The sequence below is a fragment of the Arcticibacter sp. MXS-1 genome (assembly GCF_041902385.1).
Classification (GTDB): domain Bacteria; phylum Bacteroidota; class Bacteroidia; order Sphingobacteriales; family Sphingobacteriaceae; genus Arcticibacter.
Map to the genome: position 1 here is coordinate 2,787,475 of NZ_CP169244.1, position 12,559 is coordinate 2,800,033.

Here is a 12,559-nt window from a genome sequence, read left to right on the forward strand (position 1 = left end):
ACGATCTTTCTAATCAGATGCCGTCGCTCCCTTATTTAATAGTGAAATCGTAAGGCAAACGCGCCTGAATACCTGTAAAGCGAAGGGCATCCTGCAGTTGTTTGTAATACTGGTAATGCTCGCCGAACTTCAGTTTGGCGTAATGCTCTTTTAGTTTGTCTTCGCTCGAACCGAGGAATGACTCAAGCGGTTCTTTCTGAGATGGATAGGATACGACCTTATAGTCTTTGATTTTGGCCTTTCTTGCCGCTGATCGTATCGCGTCGCCGATGTTCCCAAGCCGGTCTACCAGGCCATTCTTCAATGCTTCTGTGCCGCTCCATACACGGCCCTGACCAATGGAGTTTACGTACTCCTGCGTCTTCTTCCTGCCATCAGCTACCCTCCGGGTAAATGTGCCGTAAATCCTGTTTATTTCGCTTTGGATGATCAGGCGCTCTGCATCCGTAAGAGGGCGGGTCAGGGTTCCCAAATCGGCGTGTTCTGCCGTTTTTACTCCATCAAACGTAATCCCGAGCTTGTTGTTGAAGAACTTCTGCAGGTTGGGGATAATGCCAAAGACGCCGATTGACCCAGTGATAGTATTGGGTTCTGCAAAAATAGAGTCAGCAGCGCAGGCAATATAGTATCCTCCCGATGCTGCAACGTCTCCCATTGAAACAATAACTGGTTTGACTTTCCTGGTAAGCATCACTTCCCGCCAGATCACATCCGACGCTAAAGCGCTTCCACCCGGGGAATTAACCCTCAGCACAACTGCTTTCACTTTTTTATCTGTCCGCAAGCTTCTGATCGTTCTTGATATGCGCTCTGAGCCGATGCTCTCGTTATCGCCTTCACCGCCGGTGATGGTCCCCGTTGCGTAAACGATCGCTACCCGGTTATTGTAATCTCCTTCCTCCGGTTCATTGTTTTTAATGTAGCTGGTAAGGGATACCGAATTAACATCGTCGTCCTTGCCTTTTCCCGAAAGTTTCTTTAATTCATCAATCACCTCGTCTTTATACTTTAGTCCGTCGGCTAGTCCGGTGCGCACCGCATCGGCAGCATTACGAACCTTCATTCCGTTTGCGATAGCAAACAAAGAGTCTTTACCGATACGCCTGGAAGCCGATATCCGGGACAGGAAATGATCGTACATGGAGCCCATGAACGAAGTCACCTGCTCACGGTTCGCATCGCTCATTTTGTCGAGTATGTACGGCTCTACTGCGCTCTTGTACGTACCCACTTTGATCACCTGCGGTTCGATCTCCAGCTTTTCAAGGGTCCCCTTGAAGAAGGTGATCTGTGAGCTGAATCCTGTAAATTCGAGCAATCCCTCAGGATTAATGTAGATTTTGTCGGCAACAGAGGCGAGGTAATATGCGTTCTGCGTATAAACTTCGCTATAAGCAAGAATGAATTTTTTAGATTTTTTGAATTCGATAAGCGCATTTCGGATCTCTTCAATCGTTGCCATTCCTGCGCTTATACCCGATACATCCAGATAAATTCCTTTAATATTTTCGTCCGCTTTTGCTCTTTTTATTGCAGCAAGAATATCGTTCAGTCCTAGGTTTTTTGAGGTCTGCAGCCCCGCAAGGTCAAGTTGATCAAAGGGACTTTTAGAAGACCTTTCAACAATCGGGGTATTGAGCGTAACGTGGATAACTGTATTCGGGGAGATATCAACGGTTTCGCTTTCGGATGAAGACAAAATTGCAGTAATGGTGATAACAGCGAGTATCACAAGTACGAAGGCCGACAGGACGAATCCGATCATAGAGGCGAAGACGATTCTAAAAAAACCTTTCATTGAAAGCTAAATCTGATAATGTATGCAAGTATACAATAGATATCAATATCTTTGAAACGTTACAACCTGAATTAGGTTTATGCATGAGGTTTATTTATCGCTCGGTAGTAATCAGGGAAACAGAGCGATCTTCTTACATCAGGCTCTTGTTCTGATCGAAAAGGAGGTAGGGGAGGTGGTGAGATCTTCTGCCATATATCAGACAGCGTCCTGGGGAAGGGAAGACCTTCCTGAATTCCTGAATCAGGTTGTTTTGATCAGGACTGCCCTTTCCGCCGAAGAAGTTTTAACATCGATCCTTTCAATCGAAAAAAGGCTCGGCCGCGAACGTTTGGAGAAATGGGGAGCCCGCACGCTTGATATTGATATCCTGTTATTCGATGACCTGATCGTGAACAACAGGGATCTTGTTATTCCGCATCCCTTAATGCATGAGAGGCGTTTCGTTATGGCTCCTCTCGCCGAAATCGCACCCGAATTAGAACATCCTGTTCTCGCCACGAAAATAAAATTTTTATTATCCCAACTTTCTGACGGCTTGTTCGTAAAACCGTTCAGAAGTACAACTATGGCACAGGGTATTCATAAAACTTTTGAGGTCAATCTTTCATATCTCAATGACATTGCAGAAGGGAATAAAGAGTTTATCATTGACATGATAGATATTTTTATAGAGCAAACCCCCGTATATTTTAACCAGCTGGCGACAGCGATTTACGAAAAGGACTGGAAAACAGCAGGAGATGTCGCGCACAAAATAAAGCCTACGCTTGCTTTTATTGGTGTGGATGCCGCCAGAGACCAGATGATTGAAATAGAGCGGAAAGCAAGATCACTGGACAAACCCGAGGAAATTGCAGACTTGTTTGATGACCTGAAGGACACGTTAGATGATATCTACGTGAGTTTGGAGAACATCAAGAAAGACCTTCAGAAGCAGATATAGGCTTTTTCCCGAAAGTCTAATCGTTTTCCAAAGGCCAAGAAGAACACTCAATCAACTTTCATCCCCCGTTTGAGAGCGTAGCTCATGAGTGTTTTTTGTTAAAGTCTGTCCATGCCTCAGGCTTATCGTACTTGACTCTCTTATCGCTCCTGCAAAGAGATCTGAGTGACCGGCAGAGCGACAGATAACCTCCCGCCTCCTGTCAGAGACATTTTCATTGGATTCAGCTTTTATTGCGCCTTGCCGTCTTACCGGTCCTGCAAAGAGAATTGGATAACCGACAGAGCGATATATAAAAAGATGATGATTGGAACAGCAGCAAACTTGAAAAGAAGGATCAGAACAGCTGCGCATATCAGTAGGATATAGCGAAACGTATTCTCCCGGATATCGAAGGTTTTGAATTTCAGCGAAAGCAGCGGCACCTCCATTACGAGCAAAAAGCCGGTCCCCAGACTGAAGATGAACAAAAAGTACGGGTTAAGGATATAACTGGACCAGAAGCTTCCTGACTGAGCAATTATTTGCGGCAGCGATGCCACAAGCAGGGCGTTTGCAGGAGTGGGCAGGCCAATGAAATGATCCGACTGCCTTACATCAATGTTAAATTTAGCCAGACGTAAAGCCGAGAATGCTGTGATAAGAAAAGCGGAATAGTTCAGATAGATGCTTAGCTCGCCGAGCTGTGGAGCGGTAAGAAATAAGTGGTATACAATGGCGGATGGCAGGAAACCAAAGCTGATCACATCGGCGAGCGAATCAAGCTCTTTTCCCAGAATGGAATAGACACCAAGTCCCCTGGCTATAAGTCCGTCTGCAAAATCAAAAAGTGCAGCAACGATAATAGCATAACCTGCGTAAATGAGATTGTTGTTGAATGCAAAGGTTACTCCTACGCATCCGCTCAGCAAATTAAGACAGGTAATGGCGTTTGGTATATGTTTCCTCATTTATAAAGCACAAAGTACAGGCGCAAAGGTAAGAAAGTGTGCGACACTTTTCCCCATGCGCCTGTACTTTGTCTTAACTATTCATTGAAACGAGGAACTCTTCGTTCGTCTTGGTTCCTCTCATCTGACCGAGAAGGAATTCCATAGATTCCTGGGAATTCATATCAGCCAGGTGGTTACGAAGGATCCAGATCCGCTGTAGGGTTTCGCGGTCATGAAGAAGGTCATCCCTTCTCGTGCTCGAAGCTGTAAGATCAATAGCAGGGAAGATGCGCTTGTTAGAAAGCTTACGGTCGAGCTGGAGTTCCATATTACCAGTTCCTTTAAATTCTTCGAAGATCACTTCATCCATCTTACTGCCGGTATCAATCAGGGCAGTCGCCAGGATCGTGAGAGATCCTCCATCCTCAATATTACGGGCTGCACCGAAGAACCGCTTAGGCTTATGAAGAGCATTGGCGTCAACACCACCCGAAAGGATCTTTCCGGAAGCCGGAGCTACTGTATTGTAAGCACGGGCAAGGCGGGTGATCGAGTCGAGAAGGATCACGACATCGTGTCCGCATTCAACCATTCTTTTCGCCTTTTCCAGTACGATATTAGCAATTTTTACGTGACGCTCAGCAGGTTCGTCGAATGTTGATGATACAACTTCGGCGCGTACGCTGCGGGCCATATCCGTTACTTCTTCCGGACGTTCATCGATCAGTAAGATGATCAGATACACCTCAGGATGATTCTTGGCAATGGCATTTGCAACATCCTTAAGGAGCATGGTCTTACCCGTTTTTGGCTGAGCAACGATCAATCCGCGCTGCCCTTTTCCGATCGGGGTGAACAGGTCGATAATACGCGTTGAATTATGTCCCATGTCCATGAACAGGTTCAGCTTTTCGGTCGGGAAGAGCGGAGTGAGGTAGTCAAACGGAACCCTGTCGCGCACTTCAGCAGGAACGCGGCCGTTAATCGCTTCTACGCGTACCAGCGGAAAGTATTTTTCTCCTTCTTTTGGAGGCCTGATGCTTCCTCTTACAGTGTCGCCGGTCTTTAACCCAAAAAGTTTAATCTGTGACTGCGATACATAGATATCATCAGGTGAAGTCAGATAATTATAGTCAGAAGAACGGAGAAAGCCGTATCCGTCAGGCATGATTTCAAGCACGCCTTCGTTAACGATCACGTTGTCGAAATCAACTACAGCCGTCCCGTTTTGCAGGCCTGAGTCCTGAGGGCGACTGTCGTAGCTCCTGTATTCCTGGGGGCGGCTCACAACTACCGGTCTTTCTTCCTCGACTTCGGGCTGAGGTCTTTCTTCCGGAGCCTTTAGCAGCTCAGGACTAAGGGGCGCTGCGTCAGGATTTTCGCTCCGTAGTTTGATTTTCCTTCTCGGACGCCCTTCTGTTTCTGATTTTTCCGCTGCTGCAGTTTCCTCAGCGGTGGTCTGACCATTTTCTTCAGGTTCCGCCGCCTCCGTTACCGGTGCGGAGTCAAATAAGGTAGCAGTTTCGCTAACAGCTGCTTCTGGTTCTTTTTCGGCTTTTGTCTTTACCGCTCTTGTTCTCTTGCGGGGTTTCTCTTCCTGTACCGGTTCCGCTTCAGACTCAGCGGCAGGCGTTTCTTGCCGCGCGGCTTCAATCATAGCCTGCTGCTCTTTTATTCTATTTATAAGCTCTGCCTTCCGTAAAGCGTCAGCTCCCTCTATTCCAAAGGATTTGGCAATTTCACGAAGTTCCGACACAAGCTTGTCGTTCAATTCAATTTCCATTCAGTTTTGAAGTATTATGTAGGATTTGTTTTATAAGAGTCTATCCGCAATCAGCAGAAAAAAACACATGTTAAGAAATCTTAAGGAGTTTTCCTGTGATGTTTAGGACAACATTCTGAGATAACGCTGCAATTGTAGCGTTATAATTTCAAATATACAAAAAAAATCAAAAAAATTTCACTAACCTGTTTTGTTTTAATTTATTTGCAAGTTTTACTATACTGATCTTCTTTCGGCGAATCCCTCGCGAGACAATTGGTATTACTTCAAAAACCCGATTTTACTTGTATTGTTTTTAAGATGACGCGTGCGCAACTAATTGAACAGATAGAACTTAAGAAGTCTTTCCTCTGTGTAGGACTGGATACCGACATAAAGAAAGTTCCCTCATTTTTACTTGAATCCGACGATCCTGTATTTGAATTCAACAAGCAGATCATTGACGCTACGAAAGACTTTTGTGTTTCCTACAAACTCAATACCGCCTTTTACGAAAGCAGGGGACTCGATGGTTGGAAAAGCCTGATCCGCACCTGGCAGTATTTGCCAAAAGACTGCTTTAATATAGCCGACGCAAAAAGGGGCGACATCGGAAACACTTCTGAGATGTATGCTAACGCCTTCTTTAATCCTGACTCGTCGGGAATGGGCTTCGACGCCGTGACTGTTGCTCCATATATGGGAGCCGACTCGGTTAAGCCTTTTCTGGGATACAAAGATAAATGGACCATCCTGCTGGCCCTGACCTCTAATGAAGGCAGCAAAGACTTTCAGTTCCTGCCTGCAGGACCGGAAGCCAGGCTTTTCGAGCAGGTGCTCGAAACCTCTAAAAGCTGGGGCAGCCCGGAAAATATGATGTATGTGGTAGGAGCAACACGGGGAGAAGCATTCCTTGACATAAGGAAGCACGTGCCTGACCACTTCCTGCTTGTTCCCGGTGTAGGGGCACAGGGAGGAAGCCTTGAGGACGTCTGCAAGTATGGCCTGAATAACGATTGCGGCCTGCTTGTTAATTCATCACGCGGCATTATCTATGCCTCAGGCGGGGCTGACTTTGCCCGTGCTGCGGCAACTGAAGCTGAGAAAATTCAGAAGGAAATGTCGGCCTGGCTGTAGGGCCAGGCATTTCTTTAGCAATCCTGTATCTGCCTGCTGGTTCCCGGCAGCGCATTTCAGTTTTATTCCTTCACACTGTCCATGCTTTGACGGGGGTATTGTAGGGTTCTATTGGCACTATAACGCGGTCCCTCCCAAAACCTGACCCTGGTGTGATTATAGCCATTAAAAAGCTACTGATATGCCACCTTTATCCCACCTTTTTGCCTGAAAACGTGGACTCTGAGTGCTTATTTGGACAGGGTATAAATTCTTAGCTGTAACTACTTAGCGAGTAGGGCCCTATTGATTCCTTGATTTTTTATACTCATCTTTATATTGAATTAACCAGGCGGACAGGCCTTTACGACCTTATTATCTGATTGAGCTGATCCCGAAGTTTCTGTTGTTCGATAATGGCCTCCTGCTTTAAACTTGACGAGTTCATTATGGCAATTATTGACAAAAACGGCGGCATTCATGGAAGTGCCGGATCGGTGGTGTACCGCACCTACCGGGGAAGGAACGTCCTTCAGATTAAACCCAAAAGAAAGAAACAGACTCCTGCCAGCATTCGCAGTGCCTGCGAGTTCGGGCTGGCCAGTTCCTCTGCCCGCATCATCCGGCAGGCATTTCACCCCTTACACCGCGACCTGCACGATGGGGCCATGGTCAACCGCCTCACGTCGGCGGTATCCAGGAGCATCCGGGCCAGCTCCAAAGAGCGCGGGGAACGCGACCTGCACGATGGCGACCTGTCCTTCCTGGAGGGCTTCAGCTTCAATGCCGCCAGCGGCCTGTTCCCCTCCCTGCAGGTGAAACCCCGGGTTTCGCTTACTGAACAGGGGCAGGTGAAGGTCTCGCTTCCCTCCCTGGGGGTGGACAGCGAGCTGCTCGACCGGTTCTATGAAGCGGGCCGCTTCCGCATCCGCTTTGTGCTGGTGGCCTTCAACTTCCGGGAGGAGTTCTATGAGTATGTCGACGTGAATGATGTGGTGCTCAGCCGGCTCAGTCCCCTTCCGGCACAGGAGCTGCTGTTTGAGGGCGAGTGGCCTCAGGGCTGCCTGCTGCTGCTGGCGGCTTCACTCGAGTACCTGAGCTATAACCGGCTCGATAAGACCTACGGCAGCCTCAACAGCAAAACATTCTCACCCTGCGAGATCATTGCAGCCATACCGGCCCGGGATGAGGCCGGGCAGGGTTACGGCAGGCAGCGCTACGAGAAGCTGCGGGAGGCCGGGCCTCAGGTCCTAATGTCGTTCTTCAGTGACTATCCAGGCCGGAAGATGCGTGAGAAGGTAGACAAACTGATGGGTGAGGGACGGCTGCAGCTGCCCTGGAACCGGAGCGGTACAGACTCGGGAGGAGAGCAGCGATCGCAGGAGGATGACTGGGTTGATCTGAAAGGGAAGCGGACGTCTTTTAAGGATTAGCGAAGCGGGCAGGAGCGACCAAGACGGCAGGCGGCTTTACGGGCGCTGCTGATGAGGGAATGCCAGAAGAAAAATCTGTGCTTCTTTCATAACTTTCTCCCTTTTAAATGTGTTTAAAGAAGGAGGGGCTGGAGACTTATACGAACGAACTGTTAAACCTAAACGTTGATGAGCGAGGAGTTTCTTCACTTTATCTGGAAATATCGTCTTTTTTCTCAAAGGAATTTGAGCACCATAGATGGCGAGACCCTTAATATTCTTTCCCCTGGAACATATACCGGCGACGCAGGGCCAGACTTTACTAATGCGCGCATCAGGATAGGAGAGACGCTGTGGGTTGGAAACGTCGAAATTCACATCTTTTCATCTGACTGGGACAAGCACCGTCATGCCCTCGACAAGGCCTATAATAATGTTATTCTTCATGTGGTTTATGAACACGACCGGGAGGTTCGCCGAAACGACCGCACTTGTCCTCCCACTCTTGCCATAAAAGACTGTATCAAGCCCGGTCTCGAAAGCCGGTATCTGGCGCTGATTGAAAATGCTTCGTGGATCTCCTGTGAGAAGCAGATCGGGATGGTAGACGAGGTCTATATACAGAATGCTCTTTCCAGGTCGCTCATTGCAAGGCTTGAAGAAAAAAGCGAAGCGATTATGAAGCTTGTCGGCGAGTTTAAAGGAAGCTGGGACGACGCCTTTTATATCATGCTTGCCAGGAGCTTTGGATTTAAAGTAAATGCGCTTCCCTTTGAATTACTGGCGAGGTCACTTCCGCAAAAGATCCTTGCCAGGCACAAAGATAACCCGCTGCAAATAGAGGCGCTTCTTTTTGGACAGGCCGGCTTCCTGGAACAACAGGCAGCAGACGACTATATCGCTGCCCTGAGACGGGAATACCGCTTTCTGCAGAAGAAGTACGGGCTTCACCCTGTCGAGGCCTATGTCTGGAAGTTTCTTCGGCTAAGACCTCAGAACTTTCCTACGCTTCGCATCGCACAGTTTGCAGCTCTGGTCAATAAGTCGGAACACTTGTTTTCTCGTGTCCTGGAGATGAATGATAACAGGGCAATAGCGAAACTCTTTACTGAATTGCCGGTGAATCCTTACTGGAAGACACACTACCAGCCCGGGAAAGCTGTTGTGTCAGTGGGGTGCCAGCCGGGGAAGGCTTCTGTAAATGGTATTCTGTTGAATGCGGTCGTGACGATGCTGTTCGCATATGGCAGGCATGCAGGACGTACGGAGCTGGAAGACAGTGCTATTGGCCTGCTCGAAAGTATTTCTCCGGAAACAAATCAGGTAGTGAGACGGTTTAAGGCAATAGGAGTATCACCGAAGAGCGCGGCCGATTCTCAAGCATTGCTTCAATTAAAAAAGTCGTGGTGTGATAAAAAAATTGTTTGCTTTGTACTGTAGGATCAAAGATTGTTAATTTTGAGTGATATGATACAGCGGATTTTGACCTTTTTTGAGAAGTATTCCTTTGGGGTTTCTACCTACCTCGGAGAAAAATTCGATATGTCGATTTCGAAGATCAGGCTTTTTTTATTTATTCATCTTTTCTTGCCGTTGGCTTTCCTCTGATCTTCTATTTTCTCGCCGCCTTTATCCTGGGCACGCGTAATTATATGAAGCGGATCAGGACGAGGATCTGGGATTTCTGAGATGTAGCCTAATCGACCCGAATGGAATCAACGGGCTTTGAAAGTGATGCCCTGACAGCCTGTACCCCGACCGGTTCTTTCATGTTCATCGCTTTCACTGTTGCTTCGTTGACGAGCAGAGCGGCTGAGTCAGTTGGATCGCTGTCAACGTAGATATCCCTGCCTTCAATCAGTCTGACAGCCGTAACTTTGAGGAAGTGGCGTCGGCAGCCTTCCCAAGGTGTCACTGTAAAAACTTTCTTATATTTGTCGGATCAAAACCGCTAGGAGATGCCGGTAAAAGGAAATCAGTTTCGATCGAATACATTCAGGGATGAGGATAGTCCAAAGCCTTCAGGACGGGGGCGTTTGGTAAGGGAAAAAGCCGAGATATTACCGCGGTTTACTTTTAATAATGGAAGAATAGTAAAGATTTCAGGCCTTTTTTTCTCGTTTTGTCGCTTTACTTCCTGGTGGCCTTTACATCTTATTTGTTTACCTGGGAGGATGATCAGAGCTATGTGATAGATCAGAACGGGGGCTGGGATAATCTGTTTAAAACGAACGAGGAACTGGTGAAGGCTGGTGTACAGAACCCGGTAGTGGAGAACTGGCTGGGCAAATTCGGTGCCCTACTGTCCCATCAGTTTATATACGAGTGGTTTGGGATTGCCTCCTTCCTGTTTATTGGCCTTTTGTTCATAGTAGGCTATCGTCTGCTTTTTAAGGTTAAGATCGTTTCAATTTCCAAAGCATTCAGCTATTCATTTTTTCTCCTGATCTTTCTCTCTGTTACCCTCGGATATTTTCACAGCTTCACGTCCGACTATCCCCATTTTCTGGAAGGCGAGTTCGGCTTTTGGACGAACAGGCTGCTGCAATTGCAGATCGGTAATGCGGGCGTAGCAGGATTGCTGGCCTTCGCCGCCCTGACGGCGCTGATCATCGCCTACAATATTGACTTTAAGATCCCAGAGCGAAAGAAGAGGATCGACTTTCCGGTGGCTCCGGTACCCGACGAGGTGGAGCTGGAAGACGAGGTAAAATCAGAGCCGGTAGAGTTTCCTTTGAATAACAGGCGGAGCCGGTTTCGGGCAGAAGAGCCTGTTGCAGAAGGGCGGGGGCCTGAACCTATTGTTCAGCAGCGCGTGGTGCCCCCCGTAGAAGTAGAATCAACAGATGAGGAGCCGGTAGTGCCCCGACATATTCCTCTGGAAGCGGCTGCTGCAGCAACTACAGTTGCTTTTAATATTCCCAGGCCCGTGATCGCTCCTCCGGCGCCTGAATTTAAGGCAGAGACGCTGAAGCCTGAGGTTCCGCTTAGCGAAGTAAGCAAGCCGGAGCCGGAGCTGACCATAGAAAAAACTCCTGAAGAGAAGACGGCGCAGGACCTGGTTGAGCAATTCGGACAATACGACCCGAAACTTGACCTCTCTTCGTATATGTATCCTCACCTCGACTTGCTGGATAATCACCGGTCGAGCAAGATCTCCGTGAGTGCGGAGGAGCTGGAGGCGAACAAGAACAAGATCGTTGAGACGCTCAATAACTACAACATTGAAATTGATAAGATCAAGGCGACAATAGGGCCGACAGTGACGCTTTATGAGATCATCCCTGCGCCTGGCGTCAGGATATCCAAAATAAAAAATCTGGAGGACGACATTGCTTTGAGTCTGGCAGCCCTGGGTATTCGTATAATTGCACCTATGCCCGGAAAGGGAACCATCGGTATTGAGGTGCCAAATCAGCAGCCGGAGATGGTGGCGATGCGCTCTGTAATGGCCACAGAGAAGTTTCAGAATACAAATATGGATCTGCCGATCGCTCTGGGTAAGACGATCTCGAACGAAGTCTATATTGCCGACCTGGCGAAGATGCCGCACTTGTTAGTTGCCGGTGCTACCGGGCAGGGAAAGTCGGTGGGGATCAACGCCATTCTGGTCTCTCTCTTATATAAGCTTCATCCGGCCCAGCTGAAGTTCGTGCTGGTGGACCCCAAGAAGGTGGAGCTCACTCTTTTTAAGAAGATTGAAAGACATTTTCTTGCCAAGCTTCCGGGAGAAGAAGATGCGATTATCACCGATACCAAGAAGGTTATTAATACGTTGAATTCCTTGTGTATTGAAATGGATCAGCGCTATGATCTCCTCAAGAATGCGCAGGTAAGGAATTTGAAGGAGTATAATCAGAAGTTTATCAACAGAAGGTTAAACCCCGAGGAAGGGCATCGTTTTCTGCCCTTCATTGTGCTGGTGATCGATGAGTTTGCCGACCTGATGATGACCGCCGGGAAGGAGGTGGAAACGCCGATCGCACGCTTAGCGCAGCTGGCGCGGGCAGTTGGTATTCATCTCGTGATCGCGACCCAGAGGCCTTCTGTAAATATCATTACAGGTACTATTAAAGCCAACTTTCCGGCGCGCCTTGCATTTCGGGTGCTTTCCAAGATTGACTCAAGAACAATCCTCGACTCGGGAGGAGCCGACCAGCTGATCGGCCGCGGAGATATGCTCCTGTCGACCGGCAGTGACCTGATACGTCTGCAATGTGCCTTTGTTGATACCCCGGAGGTTGAAAAGATTTCTGATTTTATCGGCCAGCAGAGAGGATATTCCTCAGCCTGGCTCCTGCCGGAATACGTAGATGAAAATGGTGAAGGAGGCAGTGTGAAAGATTTCGACCCGAACGATCGGGATCCATTGTTTGAGGAAGCTGCACGGTTAATTGTGATGCATCAGCAGGGATCGACCTCACTGATCCAACGGAAGTTAAAGCTGGGTTATAACAGGGCAGGAAGAATCATTGACCAGCTTGAAGCTGCAGGAGTGGTAGGGCCGTTTGAGGGAAGTAAAGCGAGAGAGGTGCTCTTGCCGGACGATTATGCTTTGGAACAGTTCCTTGATAACCTTGATAAAGAATAAAC

At 48.1% G+C, this 12,559-nt stretch carries 8 protein-coding genes and 2 pseudogenes; 6 read left to right on the plus strand and 4 right to left on the minus strand.

Annotated elements, in window-relative coordinates:
• Positions 1-31 precede the first annotated feature (31 nt).
• A complete protein-coding gene (gene sppA / locus ACES2C_RS12120) occupies positions 32-1,798 on the minus strand; it encodes a signal peptide peptidase SppA (RefSeq protein WP_374163369.1) in 1,767 nt (588 codons plus the stop codon).
• A 79-nt stretch (positions 1,799-1,877) separates the two neighbouring features.
• On the opposite strand from sppA, the gene folK reads away from it, so the two are divergent.
• Entirely contained in the window at positions 1,878-2,744 is an 867-nt protein-coding gene (gene folK / locus ACES2C_RS12125) for a 2-amino-4-hydroxy-6-hydroxymethyldihydropteridine diphosphokinase (RefSeq protein WP_374163370.1), read from the plus strand.
• Between the two features lie 248 nt (positions 2,745-2,992).
• On the opposite strand, the gene ACES2C_RS12130 is transcribed toward folK, so the two are convergent.
• Together ACES2C_RS12130 and rho are read right to left on the minus strand one after the other, a co-directional pair.
• Positions 2,993-3,694 (minus strand): phosphatidylcholine/phosphatidylserine synthase, encoded by a 702-nt coding sequence (locus ACES2C_RS12130; RefSeq protein ID WP_374163371.1) that lies wholly within the window; start codon positions 3,692-3,694, stop codon positions 2,993-2,995.
• A gap of 73 nt (positions 3,695-3,767) precedes the next feature.
• The gene (gene rho / locus ACES2C_RS12135; RefSeq protein WP_374163372.1) at positions 3,768-5,459 is read right to left on the minus strand and encodes a transcription termination factor Rho; all 1,692 of its coding nucleotides are present in this window, start codon (positions 5,457-5,459) and stop codon (positions 3,768-3,770) included.
• Positions 5,460-5,759: 300 nt separating this feature from the next.
• On the opposite strand from rho, the gene pyrF reads away from it, so the two are divergent.
• The 4 genes and pseudogenes from pyrF (at position 5,760) to ACES2C_RS12155 (ending at position 9,654) form a co-directional block, all read left to right on the plus strand.
• On the plus strand, positions 5,760-6,575 hold the full coding sequence (gene pyrF, locus ACES2C_RS12140) for an orotidine-5'-phosphate decarboxylase (protein WP_374163373.1): 816 nt from the start codon (positions 5,760-5,762) through the stop codon (positions 6,573-6,575).
• Between the two features lie 428 nt (positions 6,576-7,003).
• A complete protein-coding gene (locus ACES2C_RS12145; protein WP_374163374.1) occupies positions 7,004-7,987 on the plus strand; it encodes a hypothetical protein in 984 nt (327 codons plus the stop codon).
• 168 nt (positions 7,988-8,155) lie between these two features.
• Positions 8,156-9,406, plus strand: coding sequence for a DUF2851 family protein (locus ACES2C_RS12150; protein WP_374163375.1), 1,251 nt, complete (start codon positions 8,156-8,158; stop codon positions 9,404-9,406).
• Between the two features lie 27 nt (positions 9,407-9,433).
• A pseudogene (locus tag ACES2C_RS12155) lies at positions 9,434-9,654 on the plus strand (PspC family transcriptional regulator).
• An 8-nt stretch (positions 9,655-9,662) separates the two neighbouring features.
• Here ACES2C_RS12155 and ACES2C_RS12160 read toward each other — a convergent pair.
• A complete protein-coding gene (locus ACES2C_RS12160; protein ID WP_374163376.1) occupies positions 9,663-9,881 on the minus strand; it encodes a hypothetical protein in 219 nt (72 codons plus the stop codon).
• A gap of 43 nt (positions 9,882-9,924) precedes the next feature.
• Between ACES2C_RS12160 and ACES2C_RS12165 the strand changes: the two are divergent.
• Positions 9,925-12,557 (plus strand): annotated as a pseudogene (locus ACES2C_RS12165) (DNA translocase FtsK 4TM domain-containing protein).
• The last annotated feature ends 2 nt before the right edge of the window (positions 12,558-12,559 follow it).

Excerpts from the sequence above, each read along its gene's own strand:
- pyrF (WP_374163373.1), top strand. The coding sequence starts at position 5,760 with ATGACGCGTGCGCAACTAATTGAACAGATAGAACTTAAGAAGTCTTTC.
- folK (WP_374163370.1), top strand. The coding sequence starts at position 1,878 with ATGCATGAGGTTTATTTATCGCTCGGTAGTAATCAGGGAAACAGAGCG.
- sppA (WP_374163369.1), bottom strand. The coding sequence starts at position 1,798 with ATGAAAGGTTTTTTTAGAATCGTCTTCGCCTCTATGATCGGATTCGTC.
- ACES2C_RS12130 (WP_374163371.1), bottom strand. The coding sequence starts at position 3,694 with ATGAGGAAACATATACCAAACGCCATTACCTGTCTTAATTTGCTGAGC.
- rho (WP_374163372.1), bottom strand. The coding sequence starts at position 5,459 with ATGGAAATTGAATTGAACGACAAGCTTGTGTCGGAACTTCGTGAAATT.
- ACES2C_RS12150 (WP_374163375.1), top strand. The coding sequence starts at position 8,156 with ATGAGCGAGGAGTTTCTTCACTTTATCTGGAAATATCGTCTTTTTTCT.
- ACES2C_RS12145 (WP_374163374.1), top strand. The coding sequence starts at position 7,004 with ATGGCAATTATTGACAAAAACGGCGGCATTCATGGAAGTGCCGGATCG.